Raw genomic sequence first — 18,531 nt, forward strand, 5'->3', positions numbered from 1 at the left:
CAGCAGGGCGACCCACGCGGGTCGCCCTGTTTGCGTCTGTGGCGGCCGGCCCTTTCAGTACAGTAGTTGATCGATGAAAACGCCTCTCTGGTTCCCGCAAAGCTTCTTCGCCCGCACCCTCTGGCTGGTGCTGATCGTCGTGCTGTTTTCCAAGGCACTGACGCTCGTGTACCTGCTGATGAACGAGGACGTGCTGGTCGACCGCCAGTACAGCCACGGCGTGGCCCTGACGCTGCGCGCCTACTGGGCTGCGGATGAAGAGAACCGTGACCAGATCGCCGAGGCGGCCGGGCTGATCCGGGTGACCGGCGCCGGCGTGCCGGAGGGCGAGCAGCACTGGCCGTACAGCGAGATCTACCAGCGCCAGATGCAGGCCGAACTGGGCGATGACACCGAGGTGCGGCTGCGCATCCACGCGCCGCCCGCGCTGTGGGTGAATGCCCCGAGCCTGGGCCCGGGCTGGCTCAAGGTGCCGCTGTATCCGCACCCGCTGCGTGGGCAGAAGATCTGGAACGTACTTGGCTGGTTCCTGGCCATCGGCCTGTTGTCCACGGCATCGGCGTGGATCTTTGTGCGTCAGCTCAACCAGCCGCTCAAGCGCCTGGTGTTCGCTGCCCGCCAGCTGGGCCAGGGGCGCAGCGTGCGTCTGCCGATCAGCGACACCCCCAGCGAGATGACCGAGGTGTACCGCGCGTTCAACCAGATGGCCGAGGATGTCGAGCAGGCCGGGCGTGAGCGCGAGCTGATGCTGGCCGGAGTGTCCCATGACCTGCGCACGCCGCTGACCCGGCTGCGCCTGTCGCTGTCGCTGATGGACAACGACAGCGACCTCAGCGAGGACATGGTCCGTGACATCGAAGACATGGACGCGATCCTCGACCAGTTCCTGGCGTTCATTCGTGACGGGCGCGACGAACCGGTGGAGGAGGTCGACCTCAACGACCTGATCTACGAAGTGGTGGCGCCCTACAACCAACACAAGGAGCAGGTACGGTTGTGCCTGGAGCCGATCCCGCCGTTCCCGCTGCGCCGGGTGTCGCTCAAGCGCATGCTGGGCAACCTGATCGGCAACGCCCTGCATCACGCCGGCAAGGGCGTGGAGGTGGCGGCCTATGTGTCGGGCGAGCAGAGCGCGCCGTATGTGGTGCTCAGCGTGCTGGACCGAGGCGCGGGCATCGACGAGTCGGAGCTGGAGACCATCTTCAACCCGTTCATCCGTGGCGATCGGGCACGGGGCGGCAAGGGCACCGGGTTGGGGCTGGCGATCGTCAAGCGCATTGCCGCGCAGCATGGCGGCAATGTGGAGTTGCGCAATCGCTCCGGTGGCGGGATCGAGGCGCGAGTGAGGTTGCCGCTGGGGTTGTTGTTGCCGCGTAACGCTGTCTGATCGTTGTTGTTTGTACGGGCCTCTTCGCGGCTAAAGCCGCTCCCACAGAGAACATGCAAAAACCTGTGGGAGCGGCTTCAGCCGCGAAGAGGCCGGTAAAGGCACCATCAACCCTTGCCCTTGGTCCGTGTCTGATTCGGCCCGCTGTTCTTCTCCAGGTGCTCGATGATCATCCCGGCCACGTCCTTGCCGGTGGTCACCTCGATACCCTCCAGCCCCGGCGATGAGTTCACCTCCATCACCAGCGGCCCGTGATTGGATCGCAGGATATCCACCCCCGCCACGCTCAGGCCCATGACCTTGGCCGCGCGAATCGCGGTCATGCGCTCCTCGGGGGTGATCTTGATCAGGCTGGCCACGCCCCCGCGGTGCAGGTTGGAGCGGAACTCGCCCGGCTTGGCCTGGCGCTTCATCGAGGCGATCACCTTGTCGCCCACCACGAAGCAGCGGATATCGGCGCCCCCGGCCTCCTTGATGTATTCCTGGACCATGATGTTCTGCTTCAGGCCCATGAACGCCTCGATCACCGACTCAGCGGCCTTGGCGGTTTCGCACAGCACCACGCCGATGCCCTGGGTGCCTTCGAGCACCTTGATCACCAGCGGCGCGCCGTTGACCATCTGGATCAGGTCGGGAATGTCGTCCGGCGAGTGGGCGAAACCGGTGATCGGCAGGCCGATACCGCGCCGAGACAGCAGTTGCAGCGAGCGCAGCTTGTCCCGCGAGCGGGCGATGGCCACCGACTCGTTGAGCGGGTAGACGCCCATCATCTCGAACTGGCGCAGCACCGCGCAGCCATAGAAAGTGACCGATGCGCCGATGCGCGGGATCACCGCATCGAACCCCTCCAGCGGCTTGCCGCGGTAATGGATCTGCGGCTTGTGGCTGGCGATGTTCATATAGGCCCGGAGCGTGTCGATCACCACCACTTCGTGGCCCCGCTGGATACCGGCCTCGACCAGGCGGCGGGTGGAATACAGACGCGGATTGCGCGACAGCACAGCGATCTTCATGCAGCACCTGTGACAGGGGAAAGGGTGGCCGGGAAGGCCGGTTTGTCCTGGACGTACTTCAGACCTGGGTTGACCACCAGCTGGCCATGGATGAGCGCTTTCGAGCCGAGCAGCAGCCGATAGCGCATGCTCTTGCGGCAGGCCAGGGTGAATTCGACTTCCCAGACCCGGTCACCGAGCACCAGGGCCGTGCGGATCACATAGCGGATCTGGGCCTGGCCATTGGAGCTCTTGATGGTCTTCATGGTCACCAGCGGCGCCTCGCAACGTCGGTGGCGCAACTGCACCACCGAGCCCAGGTGCGCGGTGAAACGCACCCATGGCTGACCATCGCGCTCGAACGGTTCGACCTCGGTGGCGTGCAGGCTGGAGGTGCTGGCACCGGTGTCGATCTTGGCGCGCAGGCCGGCGACACCCAGCTCGGGCAGGGCGACCCACTCGCGCAGGCCGATCACAGTCAGGTGGTCAAATGTCTTCACGAAGCGTGCCCTGGGGATATGGAGGTGAACTGTAATGACGGCACGGACTTTTTGCATCTGTCAGTCACGGTAGTACAGTTCCGTGAAAGACAGAATTCGAGGAAAGACCATGGCACAAAAGCCTGAAGACGACGACAAGGTACGCCTGGACAAATGGCTGTGGGCGGCGCGTTTCTACAAGACCCGCGCCCTGGCCAAGGCGGCGATCGAAAGCGGCAAGGTGCACTGCCGGGGCGAGCGCTGCAAGCCGGGCAAGGAGCCGCGGGTGGGCGACGAGTTCGTGCTGCGCACCGGTTTCGACGAGCGCACCGTGGTGGTCAGGGCATTGTCGGTGGTGCGCCGCGGAGCGCCCGAGGCGCAGACGCTCTACGAGGAAACGGCCGAGAGCGTGAAACGTCGCGAACAGGCGGCCGAGATGCGCAAGGCGGGCGCGCTGGGCATGACCAGCGATGGGCGACCGAACAAGAAGCAGCGGCGGCAGATCCACCAGTTGCAGGGCAATTTCGAATGATCGGTGCTGCTATGCAGCCCTCGCAACCAGCCCCTTGCAACATTCGGTAACTCCTCGACAGATGAGCAGGAAAATGGGATTCACTACCATTTACACTTCTCAATCCAGCGAGGAGTACCCCCGATGTTGCCCCGCAAGCCCCTACTGGCCGCCCTGGCCCTCACTCTGTTCGGCGGCACCGCCCAGGCGGCGGATGAAGTGGTGGTGTACTCCTCGCGCATCGACGAGCTGATCAAGCCGGTGTTCGACGCCTATACCGCCAAGACCGGCGTCAAGATCAAGTTCATCACCGACAAGGAAGCCCCGCTGATGCAGCGCATCAAGGCCGAGGGCGAGAACGGCGTGGCCGACCTGCTGCTCACCGTCGATGCCGGCAACCTCTGGCAGGCCGAGCAGATGGGCATCCTGCAGCCGATCAAGTCGGCGGTCATCGACCAGAACATCCCGCCGCAGTACCGCGCCTCGTCCCATGACTGGACCGGCCTGAGCCTGCGCGCGCGGACCATCGCCTACTCCACCGACCGGGTCAAACCGGGTGAGCTCAGCACCTACGAGGCCCTGGCCGACAAGAACTGGGAGGGCCGCCTGTGCCTGCGCACGGCGAAGAAGGTCTACAACCAGTCGCTGACCGCCACGCTGATCGAGAACCACGGCGAGGCCGAGACCGAGAAGCTGATCAAGGGCTGGGTCAACAACCTGTCCACCGATGTGTTCTCCGACGACACCGCGGTGCTCCAGGCCATCGCCGCCGGGCAGTGCGACGTGGGCATCGTCAACACCTACTACTACGGGCGCCTGCACAAGGAGAAGCCTGACCTGCCGGTGAAGCTGTTCTGGCCCAACCAGGCTGATCGCGGCGTGCACGTCAACCTGTCGGGTATCGGCCTGACCAAGCATGCACCGCATCCGGAAGCGGCGAAGAAACTGGTGGAGTGGATGACCGGCGAGGAGGCGCAGAAGCTGTTCGCCGACATCAACCAGGAGTTCCCGGCCAACCCGAAGGTCAAGCCTTCGACGGAAGTCGCGGCCTGGGGCAACTTCAAGGCCGACAGCATTCCGGTGGAAGTCGCCGGCAAGCGCCAGGCCGAAGCGATTCGCTTGATGGATCGGGCTGGCTGGAACTGAGTTTCAGCGCTTATCCTTGCGGGGCCCTACAAGGGCCCCTTCGCGGCTAAAGCCGCTCCCACAGGTTCTGCGCTGCCTGGCAGGTTTGCGCGATCCCTGTGGGAGCGGCTTTAGCCGCGAACGACCGCGTAGCGGTCGCCACCTGCAACCGAGACTCCTGCATTGCCCCACACCCCCCAACGCCGCTGGTACCTGCCGGTCTCCCTGACCGCCGCCCTGGTCCTGCTCCCGCTGAGCGTCCTGCTGCTGTCCTGGCAATCGGTCGACATGCAGATCTGGTCGCACCTGCTCGACACCCAGATGGGCCGCCTGCTGGGCAACACCCTGACCCTGGTGCTGGGGGTGGGCCTCGGCGTGACCGTGCTGGGGGTGAGCCTGGCCTGGCTCACCAGCCTCTGCGAATTCCCCGGTCGGCGCTGGCTGGACTGGGCGCTGATGCTGCCGTTCGCGATTCCGGCCTATGTCCTGGCGTTCGTCTTCGTCGGCCTGCTCGACTTCGCAGGCCCGGTGCAGACGGCCCTGCGCGAGGTGTTCGGGCCCATGCGCCTGCCGCGGGTGCGCTCCACGGGTGGCGTGATCACGGTGCTGGTGCTGGTGTTCTATCCCTATGTCTACCTGCTGGCGCGCACCGCGTTCATGGCCCAGGGCAAGGGCCTGATGGAGGCGGCGCGGGTACTCGGGCTGTCGCCGCTGCAGGCGTTCTGGCGGGTGGCCTTGCCCATGGCGCGCCCGGCCATCGGCGCCGGCATCGCCCTGGCGCTGATGGAGACCCTGGCCGATTTCGGCGCGGTGGCGGTGTTCAACTTCGACACCTTCACCACGGCCATCTACAAGACCTGGTACGGCTTCTTCAGCCTGTCCAGCGCGGCGCAGCTGGCCAGCCTGCTGCTGCTGGCGGTGATGCTGGTGCTGTATGGCGAGCGCCGCGCCCGTGGTGCCAGCCGCAGCGGCAATGAGCGGCCGCGAGGCCAGGCGCTGTACCACCTGCGGGGGATCAAGGCATTGGCCGCCAGCGGCTGGTGCCTGCTGGTGTTCGCCTGCGCCTTCGTCATTCCGATGCTGCAGTTGCTGGCGTGGTTCTGGCAGCGCGGCCGACACGATCTGGATGAGCGGTATGTCGGGTTGGTCCTGCACACTTTGTACCTGGGCGCCATGGCGGCGCTGATCACGGTCAGTGTGGCCATGCTGATGGCCTTCGCCCGGCGCCAGGCGCCGACCACGGCCATCCGCGCCGGGGTCGGCCTGGCCAACCTCGGCTATGCCTTGCCGGGCTCGGTGCTGGCTGTATCGATCATGCTGGCGTTCAGCTACCTGGACAACCAACTGGTGGTGCCGCTGTCGCAATGGTTGGGCGGGGCGGGCAAGCCGTTGCTGCTGGGCAGCCTGTCGGCCCTGCTGCTGGCCTACCTGGTGCGCTTCATCGCCGTGGCCTATGGCCCGTTGGAAAGCAGCCTGGAGCGGATCCGTCCGTCGTTGCCGGAGGCGTCGCGCAGCCTCGGGGTCGCCGGGCCGGGATTGTTTTTCAAGGTGTATCTGCCGTTGCTGGTGCCCGGTGCGCTCAGCGCCGCCCTGCTGGTGTTCGTCGACGTGTTGAAAGAGATGCCGGCGACCCTGCTGATGCGCCCGTTCGGCTGGGACACCCTGGCCGTGCGGGTGTTCGAGATGACCAGCGAGGGCGAATGGGCACGGGCCTCGCTGCCGGCCCTGACCCTGGTGCTGGTCGGCCTGCTGCCGGTGATCGGCCTGATCCGTCGCTCGGCCCATCGTCCGGGCCACCCGCGCTGAGGGTGCCACGCAGCCTCCTTGCGGCTACAATGCGCGGCATTCGCAGCGACGGGTCCTACAAGAACAGGTGATGATTGAACATCGCCGACCGCCGCCGCCTCGCCACGCCCGGAAGGAGAAACCCATGGGACAGCGTACGCCTCTGTATGACCTGCACCTGGCGCTCGGCGCCAAGACGGTCGATTTCGGCGGATGGGACATGCCCCTGCATTACGGCTCGCAAGTCGAGGAGCACCACCAGGTGCGCAGTGACTGCGGGGTCTTCGATGTCTCCCACATGACCGTCATCGATATCGACGGTTGCGCCGCCACACCCTGGCTGCAACACCTGCTGGCCAATGACGTGACGCGTCTGGAAAGCCCCGGCAAGGCCCTCTACAGCCCCCTGCTCAACGCCGATGGCGGAGTGATCGACGACCTCATCGCCTACCGCACCGAGGACGGCTACCGCCTGGTGGCCAACGCCGCCACCCGCGACAAGGTAGTGGCCTGGCTGCAGGCGCGCAGCGAAGGTTTCAAGGTCAGCTTCAAGGTCCGCCCCGAACTGGCCATCCTCGCCATCCAGGGCCCTCACGCCCGGGAAAAGGTCGCCGCCCTGCTCAGCGCCTCGCGTGCCGCACTGATCCGCGAACTGCGCCCTTTCGAAGGCCTCGCCGACGGTGACTGGTTCATCGCCCGCACCGGTTATACCGGCGAGGACGGCCTGGAGATCATCCTTCCCGGCGCGCAGGCCCCGGCGTTCTTCAACGACCTGGTCGGCGCCGGCATCGCCCCGAGCGGCCTGGGCGCGCGCGACACCCTGCGCCTGGAAGCCGGCATGAACCTGTACGGCCAGGACATCGACGAAGCCCACACCCCGCTGACCTCCAACCTGGGCTGGAGCGTCGCCTGGGAGCCGGCGGGCCGCGAGTTCATCGGCCGAGCCGGCCTGCTGGCGGAAATCGAGCAGGGCGTGAAGGAAAAACTGGTCGGCCTGGTGCTCGAGGAGCGTGGGGTACTGCGTGCCCACCAGGTGGTCCGTGTATCCGGGATTGGCGAAGGAGAGATCACCAGTGGTAGTTTCTCGCCTACGCTGAGCAAATCCATTGCCCTGGCCCGCGTGCCCATGGCCACCGGCGACCGCGCCGAAGTGGAGATCCGCGGCAAGTGGTACCCGGTGCGGGTGGTCAAGCCGACCTTCGTGCGCCATGGCAAGATCCTGATCTGATTATCCAAATGGCGGGCCGACCGCTGACCCTAACGAGGAATACAAGACAATGAGCCAAATCCCCGCCGACCTGCGTTATGCCGAAAGCCATGAATGGGCCCGCCTGGAAGCCGATGGCACCGTGACCGTGGGCATCAGCGACCACGCCCAGGCCGCCCTGGGTGACGTGGTGTTCGTCGAGCTGGCCGAAGTCGGCAAGGTGTTCACCGCTGGCGACGCCGCTGGCGTGGTCGAGTCGGTCAAGGCAGCTTCGGACATCTACGCGCCGGTGGGTGGCGAGGTGATCGCGGTCAACGATGCGCTGGCCGACAGCCCGGAACTGCTCAACGAAGAGCCCTACGAATCGTGGATCTTCAAGCTGAAGCCGAGCGACAAGTCCGAGCTGGACAAGCTGCTGGATGCCGCTGGTTACAAGGCTGCCATCGGCGAGTAATGATCGCGGGCAAGCCCGCTCCCACGACGCCATGACGATGTGTTCCATGCGTGGGAGCGGGCTTGCCCCGCGATAAGGCCTGCACGGCCAATGCAATAATCCCCGCACATTCGGCAATCCTTCCTAGACTTGTAAGTCTCCCATGAGAACTGGTCCAGGAAGAGATCGTCGCCATGTCCCAGTCGCCATCCCTGCATCAACTGCAAGAGCCCAACCCTTTCCTGCGTCGCCACCTGGGGCCCGATGCCCAGGAGCAGCAGGCCATGCTCGACGCTCTCGGCGTCGCCAGCCGCAGCGAACTGATCGAGCAGACGGTACCGCCGGGCATCCGCTTCAACCGCCCGCTGGACCTGCCGCCAGCCCTCGATGAGCAGGCCGCGCTGGCCAGGCTGGCGAGCCATGCCGCGCAGAACCAGCTGTGGACCAGCCTGATCGGCATGGGCTACCACGCGACCATCACCCCTACGGTCATCCTGCGCAACGTGCTGGAGAATCCCGGCTGGTACACCGCCTACACGCCCTATCAGCCGGAAATCGCCCAAGGGCGGCTGGAGGCGCTGCTGAACTACCAGCAGATGGTCATCGACCTCACCGGCCTGGCCCTGGCCAATGCCTCGTTGCTCGACGAGGCCACCGCCGCCGCCGAGGCCATGGCCATGGCCAAACGTGTGGCACGCAGCAAGAGCAATGCCTTTTTCGCCGACGAGCACTGCCACCCGCAGACCCTGTCGGTGCTCAAGACCCGCGCCGAGGGCTTCGGCTTCGAGCTGATCATCGATTCTGTGGATAACCTGGCCAAGCACAAGGTGTTCGGGGCGTTGCTGCAGTACCCGGACACCCACGGTGAGGTGCGCGACCTGCGTCCGCTGGTCGAGCAACTGCACGCCCAGCAGGCCCTGGCCTGCGTCGCCGCCGACATTCTCAGCCTGGTGGTGCTGACGCCGCCGGGCGAGCTGGGGGCCGACGTGGTGCTCGGCTCGACCCAGCGCTTTGGCGTGCCCATGGGCTACGGCGGGCCACACGCGGCCTATTTCGCCTGCCGCGACGACTACAAGCGGGCCATGCCCGGGCGCATCATCGGCGTGTCCCGCGATGCCCGCGGCAACACCGCGCTGCGCATGGCCCTGCAGACCCGCGAGCAACACATCCGCCGGGAGAAGGCCAACTCCAATATCTGCACGGCCCAGGTGCTGTTGGCCAATATCGCCGGATTCTACGCCGTCTACCACGGCCCCGAAGGCCTGCAGCGCATCGCCCAGCGGGTACACCGGCTGACCTTCATCCTCGCTGCCGGCCTTGAAGCCAAGGGCATCAAGCGCCTCAACCAGCACTTCTTCGACACCCTGACCCTGGACGTCGGCGGCACCCAGGCGGCGATCATCGAGAGCGCCGAGGCTGCCCGCATCAACCTGCGCATCCTCGGGCGCGGGCACCTGGGGGTGAGCCTGGACGAAACCTGTAACGAAGCCACGGTGCTCAAGCTGCTGGATATCTTCCTCGGCGTCGACCACGGCCTGGACATCGCCACGCTCGACCAGCAGGCGCTGCCCGAAGGTATCCCCGGTGCGCTGGTGCGCCGTACGCCGATCCTCGGGCACCCGGTGTTCAACCTGCACCACAGCGAAACCGAGATGCTGCGCTACCTCAAGCAGCTGGAGAACAAGGACCTGGCACTGAACCAGTCGATGATTCCGCTGGGCTCGTGCACCATGAAGCTCAATGCCAGCAGCGAGATGATCCCCATCACCTGGCCGGAGTTCGCCCATCCGCATCCCTTTGCCCCGGCCGCCCAGGTGCAAGGCTACAAGGCGATGATCGACGAGCTGGAAAGTTGGTTGTGCGCGATCACCGGCTTCGACGCCATCTGCATGCAGCCCAACTCCGGTGCCCAGGGCGAATACGCCGGGCTCATGGCGATCACCCGTTACCACCGCAGCCGTCACCAGCCCGGGCGCACCTTGTGCCTGATCCCGTCCTCGGCCCATGGCACCAACCCGGCATCGGCGCAGATGGCCGGCATGGAAGTGGTGATCGTCGAGTGCGACGTAGACGGCAACGTCGATCTCGACGATCTCAAGGCCAAGGCCCACGCCGCCGGCGAGCGGCTGTCATGCCTCATGGTGACCTACCCCTCCACCCATGGCGTGTACGAGGAGGGGATCCGCGAGATCTGCGAAGTGGTGCACCAGTACGGTGGGCAGGTGTACATGGACGGCGCCAACCTCAATGCCCAGGTGGGGCTGGCGCGACCGGCGGACATCGGTGCCGATGTCTCGCACATGAACCTGCACAAGACCTTCTGCATTCCCCATGGCGGTGGCGGTCCGGGCATGGGCCCGATCGGCATCCGCGCCCACCTCAAGCCGTTCGTCGCCAGCCACCCGGTGGTGCCGGTGCCGGGCTTGGAGCCGACCAACAGCGCGGTGAGCGCGGCGCCCTGGGGCAGTGCCAGCATCCTGCCGATCAGCTGGATGTACATCGCCATGATGGGGCCGCAACTGGCCGACGCCAGCGAGGTGGCGATCCTGTCCGCCAACTACCTGGCCAGCCAGCTGCGCGATGCCTTCCCGGTGCTCTACCGTGGGCGCAACCAACGGGTGGCCCATGAGTGCATCTTCGACCTGCGGCCGCTCAAGGCGCTGACCGGCATCACCGAGGAGGATGTGGCCAAGCGCCTGATGGACTACGGCTTCCATGCGCCGACCATGTCGTTCCCGGTGCCGGGCACGCTGATGGTCGAGCCCACCGAGAGCGAGTCGAAGGCCGAACTGGACCGTTTCGTCGAGGCGATGCTGGCGATCAGGGCGGAAATCGCCGAGGTGCAGGAGGGCAACTGGCCGGCCGAGGACAATCCGCTCAAGCATGCGCCGCACACCCTGGCCGACGTGCTGGCGCCGTGGAACCGGCCATACAGCATCGAGCAGGGCATCGCCCCCAGCGCTCACGCGCGCCAGCATAAATACTGGCCGGCGGTGAACCGAGTCGACAACGTGTATGGGGACAGGAATCTGTTCTGTGCGTGCGTGCCGGTGGAGGCGTATCGCTGAAGGAGGAACCACCCCCTGTAGGAGCGGCCTTGTGCCGCGAAAAGGGGTGCGAAGCACCCCCGGCGATTCGTGGACCAAGCTGATATCGCCGGAGCCGCTTTCGGCCCTTTCGCGGCACAAGGCCGCTCCTACAGAAGGGAGCGTTTGTTTTGAATGATTACTCGGCCACGGCATTCTTGGCCAGGATCGCGTTGGCCAGTTCCATGTCGCTGGCCTGGACGCCCGGGTTGTCCGCGCGCACCTGGCGGATCGCGGCTTCCAGGAACGGCCCGCGGATGGCGCCTTCGCTGGCGACAAAGCTGCCGGCGTCGTCCTGGGCGGCGACGATCAGCTTGTGATCCTTGAAGGTCAGGTAGGTCGAGGCAGTGGTGGCACCGGAGGAGATGATGTTGCGCCAGAACGTGTCGGCCATGGCGGAGCCAAGGGGCAGCGAGCAGAGGACGGTGGCTGCGATGGCTGTTTTGAAACGCATGATGAATCACCTCGGTCGATGAGGGCTGTCGGAATGCCGGTTTGATCCGGTTTTCCGCTGCCAAGTTCCCGACCACACAGGGGATTTCTTACTTATCCACAGACCCGCAGCACTTCCTCCAGGGAGGTCAGCCGTTGCTCGGCCAGCCGGCGCCCGCAGCGGCGCAGGTCGTGCAGGCCATCGGCGGCCGCCTGCTGGCGCAGCGCCTCCAGATCGGCGCCCGGGGTAATGCGCTGGCGCAGCGCGCTGCCGACCCGGAGCAGCTCGAACAGCCCGGTGCGGCCATGAAAGCCGCTGCCCCTGCAGGTCTGGCAGGCCGGGCGATCAGTGTGCTCCATGCCTTGGCAGGACGGACACAGGGTGCGCACCAGCCGCTGGGCCATGACCCCGAGCAACGTGGCCCTGATCAGGTAGTCGGCCACCTTCAGCTCCTGCAGGCGGGTGATCGCCGCGCAGGCATCGTCGGTGTGCAGGGTGGACAGCACCAGGTGGCCGGTCAGGGCCGCTTGTACTGCCACCTGGGCGGTTTCCTGATCGCGGATCTCGCCGATCATGATGATGTCCGGGTCCTGCCGCAGCAGGGCGCGCACGCCATCGGCGAAGCCCAGGCCCAGGCCTGGTTGCACCTGCAGCTGGTTGATCGCAGGCTCCAGTCGCTCGATGGGGTCTTCGATGCTGCACAGGTTGACCTGGGGCGTGGCCAGGTGGCGCAGGCTGGCGTACAGGGTACTGGTCTTGCCCGAGCCGGTGGGTCCGGTCACCAGCAGGATACCCTGGCGTCGCTGCAGCAGGGCTTTCCACTGGGTGAGCAAGGGCGCCTCCAGGCCAAGGTGTTCGAGGGTTTCGTGGCGTAGCTGCGGATCGAACAGGCGCAGCACCAGCTTTTCGCCGAATGGCGTGGGCAGCGTGGACAGGCGCAGTTCGATCTGCGCGCCATCCGCCAGGCGGCTTTTCAGGCGGCCGTCCTGTGGCCGGCGTTTCTCCGCCACGTTCATCCGGCTCAGGTGCTTGAGGCGGCTGATCATGGCCAGGGCGACGCCGGCGGGGAAGGCATAGACGGGGTACAGCAGGCCATCGATGCGCAGGCGCAGGTGACCCAGTTCACGGCGCGGCTCCAGGTGGATATCGCTGGCGCGCTGTTCGATGGCGTATTGCAGTATCCAGTCGACGATGCGCACCACATGCTGATCGTCGGCGTCCGCCTGCGCTTGGCTAGCGCCGAGCTCCAGCAGTTGCTCGAGCTCGCCGAGCCCGGGTGTAGGGGGCTGTCCGGCACCGCGCAGCGAATGCGCCAGGCCGAAGAAGGTGGGCGTCAGCTGGCGGATCTGCCGTGGACTGGCCAGCACCCGTTGCACGCGCTTGCCCAGGGCTTGGCTCAGGTCGGCTTCCCAGTCACGTCGATAGGGTTGGGCGCTGGCCACGGTGACGCTGCTGTCGTCCACTGCCACGGCGAGAATGCCGTGGCGTTCGGCGAAGGCCGCGGACATCAGGTTGGCGATCTGTGTCAGGTCGACCCGCAGCGGGTCGATGTGCAGGAACGGTTGGCCCACCAGACCCGCCAGCCAGTGACAGAGCGCGTCGAGGCTCAGGTGCTGGCCAGGGTGCAACGGGTCTGCCAGGGCCAGCTCGGCAATCAGCTCCAGGGGATGCTTGTCAGGGTGCTGCCTGGCCCGTTCGAGCGCCTTGAGCGCGTCGCAGGCGGCGATCCGCTGTTCGGCGAGCAAGGCGTCGAGCAGGCGGTTCAGGTCCAGGTCTTGGCTAGCGTTGGCGAACATGGCGATATCCCTGCCAGGTGATCCATGACGCTGGCAAGGCTAGCCAGAGGGCGCGGCGGTCGGGTGAATAAAGGGTTTCGGAATCTTGCCGGAGCGCGATCAGGCCGAGGCGGCCTGCGCCAGGCGTGGCCGGCACTCCAGGCTGACATCGGCCACGCAGACCAGGTTGCGCAGCTTCTGCGCGATGACTTCGGCGCGGTGCCAGCTCAGGCCGCCGATGCCGATTTCCATGTCCAGCAGGTCATCGCACTGGCTGACCTGCACGCTGTGCGGCGTGAGGAACTGCAGGGCGAACAGGTTGAGCACCCGGCACAGGCTGTCCGGTTCCGCCTCGGCCTGCAGGCGGTAGTGGACGGTGCTGTGGGCGGTGTTGGCGGCCCAGGCATCGATCCTGGGGTGTTCGGCTGCGTGCATGGCGTTTCTCCGCGAAAGTGGAGAAATTCTTGCACGTTGGCGGTGGTATTTTTTCGCTATGATTTGAGTGTTTTGTATTGTTTGCGAATAATTCAATTCGCAAAGTTAAATTTTGGAGAATTGATAATGCATGGCGAGCTGGATGCCTATGATCGGCGGATCCTCGAATTGCTGCAGGAGGACGCGTCACTGTCCAGCGCGCAGATCGCCGAGCGTGTGGGCCTGTCGCAGTCGCCGTGCTGGCGGCGCATCCAGCGCTTGAAGGAGGAGGGCGTGATCCGCGGGCAGGTGACCCTGCTGGATCGCAAGAAGGTAGGGCTGAACACGCAGATCTTTGCCGAAGTGAAGCTCAACGCCCACGGGCGTTCGAACTTCGCCGAGTTCACCGAGGCCATCCGCGGTTTTCCCGAAGTGCTGGAATGCTACGTGCTGATGGGGGCGGTGGACTTCCTGCTGCGCATCGTCACCTCGGATATCGAGGCATATGAGCGGTTCTTCTTCGAAAAGTTGTCCAACGTGCCGGGTATCCAGGAGGTGAACTCGATCGTGGCCTTGTCGGAGATCAAGTCGACCACCAGCTTGCCGTTGAGACCCTGAAGCGTCGATCGTGGAACAAGCCCGCTCCCACGCAGTGCAGGAGCGGGCGGCGCGGACTCAGGCCTTGAGCAGATGCTTCCAGGCGCGGTTCTGCTCGATGGCGCGGGCCTGCTCGATGCGGTCTTCGAGCAGTTCTTCCTTGCCTTCTTCGACCAGCGGCAGCTCGGCCAGCTCGTGCAGTTTGTTCAGCTCGCCGTAGAGACGGTCCTGCTGCGGCAGGTCCAGCACCTGGCGGGCGTGGTGCAGCCACGCCTGCACGCATTCGATGCGCGGCAGCTGCTCGGCCAGGTCTTCCGGGCGCTGCACGTACAGCGGCAGCTTCAGGGCGCGGGACTCCTCGCCCAGCAGGTGCTGCAGCCAGCTGGCCAGCTGCGCGTTGCCCTGGCGCTCGCCACGGCCCTTGCGCTCGGCGGTCCAGGCGCGGGCAGTCAGCCAGCGCGCGGTCTCCAGGGAGAACTGGCCCCAGCGCGGGTCTTCCAGCTCTTCGGCGAACTGCTCGGGGGCGGCGCGGCGAATGTCCTCGTCATCGTTGCCGGCCAGCACCAGCGGGCGCCAGTCTTCCAGCAGCGCGTCGAGGCTGGCGCGCAGGGCGCGGGTGGTCGGGCGCGGCGCGGCCTGGCCGAGGCTGGCAGTGAGGGCGCGCAGTTCGGCCAGGCAGCGAACCCAGTCCTGCAGCAGGCGCCAGTGGCCATTGTGGCGATACTGCTCGGCCAGGCGCTGGCTGCTGCCCAGCAGTTGCCAGGCGAGGGCGGCGTAGGCGTCGTCCAGCGGCATCTCGGCCTGCAGTTCGGTCACCGGCAGGCCCAGCTCGTAGCTGTCCGGATCGAGCAGGCGGTAGCCGCGCTCGGCCTTGCTGATGTCGCAGGGCATCAGGGCCAGGCTGGCGGACAGCTCGGCGGCCAGCTCCAGCAGCGCTTCCGGGGCCCCTTCACGCAGCTCCAGCTCCAGCTCGCAGATCTCTTCCTTGCGCTTGCCGGCGATGACGAAACCCTGGTCCAGCGCAGCCTCGATCACCACCTTCGCCTTGCCGCGGCCCCAGGAGATCTCGGCGTACTCGCGGGTGAAGTCGGTGGTGAACAGCGGCTTGATGGTCTTCTTGTCCAGCTCGGCCAGTTGCTCGGGCCAGCAGGCGGCGTCGAGCTTCTTCAGGTCGAGCTTGGCCTTGTCCAGGTGCCACTCGTGCTCGTTGCGCTCGGACAGCCCGGCGACGCTCTGGCCACGGCACTTGAGGGTCTGGATGATGACCTCGCCATCGCGACGCAGGCGCAGGGCAACACGGGCGGCGGACAGGTCGCGCTCCGGGGTGTCGAAGTACTGGTTGAGCAGTTCGCGGGTCTGCCAGCCGGACTTGTTGCGCTTCTTCAGCAGGGGGTGCTCGCGCAGCGCGGCAAGGGTCTCGCGGCTGGCGCGGAGTTTGAGTTCGGTTTCTTTGTGCATCGCGGGCTCGGGAAGGGGGCGTCGTAGGCGTGCAGTCTACCGCAGTTACGGCCTGATTCCTTGTTCGTGGGAGCGGGCTTGTCCGGCGATGCTGCCAGATCCGAATGCGAGGGTGTGCAGGCTTGCGCCATCGCGGGGCAAGCCCGCTCCCACGAAGGCCTCCTCTTGGGGTTTGCAGGCTTGCCCCGCGAGGCTTTCGCGTTGCTATGATGGGCCATGCTTCCAAGGAGTCCGCGCATGCCGTTGCCGTCGCTGAAAGACCAGTTCGCCGCCCTGATCGCCGCGCCCTCGGTCAGTTGCACTCAACCCGCGCTGGACCAGTCCAACCGCGCGGTCATCGACCTGCTGGCCGGCTGGCTGGATGACCTGGGCTTCACCTGCGAGATCCAGCAGGTCAGCCCCGGCAAGTTCAACCTCCTGGCCAGCCGCGGCACCGGCCCGGGCGGCCTGGTGCTGGCCGGGCACAGCGATACCGTGCCCTTTGACCCGCAGCTGTGGAGCAGCGATCCACTCAAGCTGACCGAGGTCGATGGCCGTTGGGTCGGGCTGGGTAGCTGCGACATGAAAGGCTTCTTCGCCCTGGTCATCGACGCGGTGATCCCGCTGCTCGAACACGACTTCACGCAACCGCTGCTGATCCTCGCCACCTGCGACGAGGAAAGCTCGATGTCCGGCGCCCGCGCCCTGGCCGAGGCCGGCCAGCCGCTCGGCCGGGCGGCGGTGATCGGCGAACCCACCGGGCTCAAGCCGATCAGGATGCACAAGGGCATCCTCATGGACCGCATCGATATCCTTGGCCGCAGTGGCCATTCGTCGGATCCGAGCCTGGGCCGCAGTGCCATGGAAGCCATGCACGCGGTGATGGGCGAGCTGATGGGCCTGCGTCGCACCTGGCAGGAGCAGTACCGCAACCCGCAGTTCACGGTGCCGACGCCGACCCTGAACTTCGGCTGCATCCACGGTGGCGACAACCCCAACCGCATCTGTGGCCAGTGCGCCCTGGAGTTCGACCTGCGCCCGCTGCCGGGCATGGATGTCGAGCAGCTGCGCGCGGCGATCCGCGGCAAGCTCGCGCCATTGGCCGAGCGCCATGAAGTGCGTATCGACTATGCGCCGCTGTTCCCCGAAGTGCCGCCGTTCGAGCAGAACGCCGACAGCGAACTGGTGCGGGTGGCCGAGCGTCTGACCGGCCACCGCGCCGAAGCGGTGGCCTTTGGCACCGAAGCGCCTTATCTTCAGCAGCTCGGTTGCCAGACCATCGTGCTCGGTCCGGGTGACATCGCCTGTGCCCACCAGCCCGGCGAATACCTTGAAATGTCACGAATCGAGCCTACCGTGCGTCTATTGCGTGACCTGATCCGGCACTATTGCCTGAGCCATTGATCTTTCCCTGACCAGAGGAGACCGCGCGTGACCGCAAGCCTGTTCCGACGATGACTTTCGAACGTTGTGCGCCTTTTCGTTCTCCGTTCACTTATCCACAGGCCCTGTCATGCCCGATTACGTCAACTGGCTGCGTCATGCGTCTCCCTACATCAACGCCCACCGCGACTGCACCTTCGTGGTCATGCTCCCCGGTGACGGCGTCGAACACCCGAACTTCGGCAACATCGTCCACGACCTGGTGCTGCTGCACAGCCTCGGCGTGCGCCTGGTGCTGGTCCATGGTTCGCGCCCGCAGATCGAAAGTCGCCTGGCCGCGCGCGGCCTGACCCCGCACTACCATCACGGCATGCGCATTACCGACGCGGCGACGCTCGACTGCGTGATCGATGCAGTCGGCGCCCTGCGCCTGGCCATCGAGGCGCGCCTGTCGATGGACATGGCGGCCTCGCCGATGCAGGGCTCGCGCCTGCGGGTGGCCTCCGGCAACCTGGTCACGGCACGGCCGATCGGCGTGCTCGAAGGGGTCGACTACCACCACACCGGCGAGGTGCGCCGGGTCGACCGCAAGGGCATCAACCGCCTGCTCGACGAGCGCTCCATCGTGCTGCTGTCGCCGCTGGGCTATTCGCCGACCGGCGAGATCTTCAACCTCGCCTGCGAGGACGTGGCCACCCGCGCCGCCATCGAGCTGGGTGCCGACAAGCTGCTGCTGTTCGGCGCCGAACCGGGCCTGCTGGACGCCCATGGCCAGCTGGTGCGCGAGCTGCGGCCACAACACATTGCGCCGCACCTGCAGCGCCTGGGCAGCGACTACCAGGCCGAGCTGCTGGATGCCGCCGCCGAGGCCTGCAAGGGCGGCGTGGCGCGCAGCCATATCGTCAGCTATGCCGAGGACGGCGCGCTGCTGACCGAGCTGTTCACCCGTGGCGGTGGCGGCACGCTGGTGTCCCAGGAGCAGTTCGAGGTGGTGCGCGAGGCGACCATCGAGGATGTCGGCGGCCTGCTGGAGCTGATCAGCCCGCTGGAAGAGCAGGGCATTCTGGTGCGCCGTTCGCGCGAGGTGCTGGAGCGGGAGATCGAGCAGTTCAGCGTGGTCGAGCGCGAGGGCATGATCATCGCCTGCGCGGCGCTGTACCCGATTGCCGACTCCGAGGCCGGGGAGCTGGCGTGCCTGGCGGTGAACCCGGAGTACCGGCATGGCGGGCGTGGCGACGAGTTGCTCGAGCGCATCGAGGAGCGGGCGCGCAAGCTGGGGCTCAATACCCTGTTCGTGTTGACGACCCGGACTGCGCACTGGTTCCGTGAGCGCGGCTTTGCACCCAGTGGTGTGGAGCGGCTGCCGGCGGCGCGGGCGTCGCTGTACAACTACCAGCGTAATTCGAAGATCTTCGAGAAGCCGTTGTAAGCCTGTTTGTCGGCTTGCGCGGTCCCTGTGGGAGCGGCCTTGTGTCGCGAAAGGGCCG

The 18,531-nt window shown here is 66.2% G+C and carries 16 protein-coding genes; 10 read left to right on the forward strand and 6 right to left on the reverse strand.

The genetic code is table 11. The annotated features are described in order from the left end of the window. Window positions 1–73 precede the first annotated feature (73 nt). On the forward strand, window positions 74–1,387 hold the full coding sequence (locus tag ACZ899_RS20490) for an ATP-binding protein (RefSeq protein ID WP_232854980.1): 1,314 nt from the start codon (window positions 74–76) through the stop codon (window positions 1,385–1,387). 107 nt (window positions 1,388–1,494) lie between these two features. On the opposite strand, the gene rimK is transcribed toward ACZ899_RS20490, so the two are convergent. Together rimK and rimB are read right to left on the reverse strand one after the other, a co-directional pair. Next, window positions 1,495–2,400 carry a 30S ribosomal protein S6--L-glutamate ligase gene (gene rimK / locus ACZ899_RS20495; protein WP_203649560.1) on the reverse strand — a complete coding sequence of 302 codons (906 nt, stop codon included), beginning with the start codon at window positions 2,398–2,400 and terminating at the stop codon, window positions 1,495–1,497. Beyond that, on the reverse strand, window positions 2,397–2,879 hold the full coding sequence (gene rimB, locus ACZ899_RS20500; protein ID WP_442799897.1) for a retropepsin-like aspartic endopeptidase RimB: 483 nt from the start codon (window positions 2,877–2,879) through the stop codon (window positions 2,397–2,399). The genes rimK and rimB overlap by 4 nt, the downstream gene beginning before the upstream one ends. A 109-nt stretch (window positions 2,880–2,988) precedes the next feature. Between rimB and ACZ899_RS20505 the strand changes: the two genes are divergently transcribed. From ACZ899_RS20505 to gcvP, 6 genes are all read left to right on the forward strand, one after another. Next, window positions 2,989–3,390, forward strand: a complete 402-nt coding sequence (locus tag ACZ899_RS20505; RefSeq protein ID WP_203649562.1) for an RNA-binding S4 domain-containing protein — start codon at window positions 2,989–2,991, stop codon at window positions 3,388–3,390. A 123-nt stretch (window positions 3,391–3,513) separates the two neighbouring features. Further along, entirely contained in the window at window positions 3,514–4,515 is a 1,002-nt protein-coding gene (locus tag ACZ899_RS20510; protein ID WP_234560600.1) for an extracellular solute-binding protein, read from the forward strand. Window positions 4,516–4,677: 162 nt separating this feature from the next. After that, entirely contained in the window at window positions 4,678–6,300 is a 1,623-nt protein-coding gene (locus tag ACZ899_RS20515) for an ABC transporter permease (protein WP_232854982.1), read from the forward strand. Between the two features lie 124 nt (window positions 6,301–6,424). Then, window positions 6,425–7,507, forward strand: a complete 1,083-nt coding sequence (gcvT, locus tag ACZ899_RS20520; protein ID WP_234560601.1) for a glycine cleavage system aminomethyltransferase GcvT — start codon at window positions 6,425–6,427, stop codon at window positions 7,505–7,507. A 49-nt stretch (window positions 7,508–7,556) separates the two neighbouring features. Further along, window positions 7,557–7,940 carry a glycine cleavage system protein GcvH gene (gene gcvH / locus ACZ899_RS20525; RefSeq protein WP_234560602.1) on the forward strand — a complete coding sequence of 128 codons (384 nt, stop codon included), beginning with the start codon at window positions 7,557–7,559 and terminating at the stop codon, window positions 7,938–7,940. Window positions 7,941–8,113: 173 nt separating this feature from the next. After that, the gene (gene gcvP, locus ACZ899_RS20530) at window positions 8,114–10,987 is read left to right on the forward strand and encodes an aminomethyl-transferring glycine dehydrogenase (protein WP_234560603.1); all 2,874 of its coding nucleotides are present in this window, start codon (window positions 8,114–8,116) and stop codon (window positions 10,985–10,987) included. A gap of 157 nt (window positions 10,988–11,144) precedes the next feature. Here gcvP and ACZ899_RS20535 read toward each other — a convergent pair whose 3' ends face one another. The 3 genes from ACZ899_RS20535 to ACZ899_RS20545 all read right to left on the reverse strand — a co-directional run bounded on the left by ACZ899_RS20535 (window position 11,145) and on the right by ACZ899_RS20545 (window position 13,648). Next, on the reverse strand, window positions 11,145–11,459 hold the full coding sequence (locus ACZ899_RS20535; protein ID WP_028688550.1) for a DUF2388 domain-containing protein: 315 nt from the start codon (window positions 11,457–11,459) through the stop codon (window positions 11,145–11,147). A gap of 92 nt (window positions 11,460–11,551) precedes the next feature. After that, window positions 11,552–13,234: a GspE/PulE family protein gene (locus ACZ899_RS20540; protein ID WP_234560604.1), complete on the reverse strand. Its 1,683-nt coding sequence runs from the start codon at window positions 13,232–13,234 to the stop codon at window positions 11,552–11,554. 99 nt (window positions 13,235–13,333) lie between these two features. Continuing rightward, on the reverse strand, window positions 13,334–13,648 hold the full coding sequence (locus tag ACZ899_RS20545; RefSeq protein ID WP_203649577.1) for a hypothetical protein: 315 nt from the start codon (window positions 13,646–13,648) through the stop codon (window positions 13,334–13,336). A gap of 126 nt (window positions 13,649–13,774) precedes the next feature. Here ACZ899_RS20545 and ACZ899_RS20550 point away from each other — a divergent pair, with 126 nt between their 5' ends. Beyond that, window positions 13,775–14,245 carry an Lrp/AsnC family transcriptional regulator gene (locus ACZ899_RS20550; protein WP_050707492.1) on the forward strand — a complete coding sequence of 157 codons (471 nt, stop codon included), beginning with the start codon at window positions 13,775–13,777 and terminating at the stop codon, window positions 14,243–14,245. A 57-nt stretch (window positions 14,246–14,302) separates the two neighbouring features. Here ACZ899_RS20550 and ACZ899_RS20555 read toward each other — a convergent pair whose 3' ends face one another. After that, window positions 14,303–15,682 (reverse strand): CYTH domain-containing protein, encoded by a 1,380-nt coding sequence (locus ACZ899_RS20555; RefSeq protein WP_234560605.1) that lies wholly within the window; start codon window positions 15,680–15,682, stop codon window positions 14,303–14,305. A gap of 237 nt (window positions 15,683–15,919) precedes the next feature. On the opposite strand from ACZ899_RS20555, the gene argE reads away from it, so the two are divergent. Both argE and argA read left to right on the forward strand, forming a co-directional pair. Further along, window positions 15,920–17,065: an acetylornithine deacetylase gene (gene argE, locus ACZ899_RS20560; RefSeq protein WP_232854988.1), complete on the forward strand. Its 1,146-nt coding sequence runs from the start codon at window positions 15,920–15,922 to the stop codon at window positions 17,063–17,065. Between the two features lie 109 nt (window positions 17,066–17,174). Further along, window positions 17,175–18,473 (forward strand): amino-acid N-acetyltransferase, encoded by a 1,299-nt coding sequence (argA, locus tag ACZ899_RS20565; RefSeq protein WP_110734217.1) that lies wholly within the window; start codon window positions 17,175–17,177, stop codon window positions 18,471–18,473. The last annotated feature ends 58 nt before the right edge of the window (window positions 18,474–18,531 follow it).

The sequence above is a fragment of the Pseudomonas sp. TE31087 genome, assembly GCF_057284075.1.

Excerpts from the sequence above, each read along its gene's own strand:
- ACZ899_RS20550 (WP_050707492.1), top strand. The coding sequence starts at position 13,775 with ATGCATGGCGAGCTGGATGCCTATGATCGGCGGATCCTCGAATTGCTG.
- ACZ899_RS20510 (WP_234560600.1), top strand. The coding sequence starts at position 3,514 with ATGTTGCCCCGCAAGCCCCTACTGGCCGCCCTGGCCCTCACTCTGTTC.
- gcvP (WP_234560603.1), top strand. The coding sequence starts at position 8,114 with ATGTCCCAGTCGCCATCCCTGCATCAACTGCAAGAGCCCAACCCTTTC.
- gcvT (WP_234560601.1), top strand. The coding sequence starts at position 6,425 with ATGGGACAGCGTACGCCTCTGTATGACCTGCACCTGGCGCTCGGCGCC.
- argA (WP_110734217.1), top strand. The coding sequence starts at position 17,175 with ATGCCCGATTACGTCAACTGGCTGCGTCATGCGTCTCCCTACATCAAC.
- ACZ899_RS20545 (WP_203649577.1), bottom strand. The coding sequence starts at position 13,648 with ATGCACGCAGCCGAACACCCCAGGATCGATGCCTGGGCCGCCAACACC.
- ACZ899_RS20490 (WP_232854980.1), top strand. The coding sequence starts at position 74 with ATGAAAACGCCTCTCTGGTTCCCGCAAAGCTTCTTCGCCCGCACCCTC.
- rimK (WP_203649560.1), bottom strand. The coding sequence starts at position 2,400 with ATGAAGATCGCTGTGCTGTCGCGCAATCCGCGTCTGTATTCCACCCGC.
- ACZ899_RS20535 (WP_028688550.1), bottom strand. The coding sequence starts at position 11,459 with ATGCGTTTCAAAACAGCCATCGCAGCCACCGTCCTCTGCTCGCTGCCC.
- ACZ899_RS20555 (WP_234560605.1), bottom strand. The coding sequence starts at position 15,682 with ATGCACAAAGAAACCGAACTCAAACTCCGCGCCAGCCGCGAGACCCTT.
- ACZ899_RS20540 (WP_234560604.1), bottom strand. The coding sequence starts at position 13,234 with ATGTTCGCCAACGCTAGCCAAGACCTGGACCTGAACCGCCTGCTCGAC.
- ACZ899_RS20505 (WP_203649562.1), top strand. The coding sequence starts at position 2,989 with ATGGCACAAAAGCCTGAAGACGACGACAAGGTACGCCTGGACAAATGG.
- gcvH (WP_234560602.1), top strand. The coding sequence starts at position 7,557 with ATGAGCCAAATCCCCGCCGACCTGCGTTATGCCGAAAGCCATGAATGG.
- argE (WP_232854988.1), top strand. The coding sequence starts at position 15,920 with ATGCCGTTGCCGTCGCTGAAAGACCAGTTCGCCGCCCTGATCGCCGCG.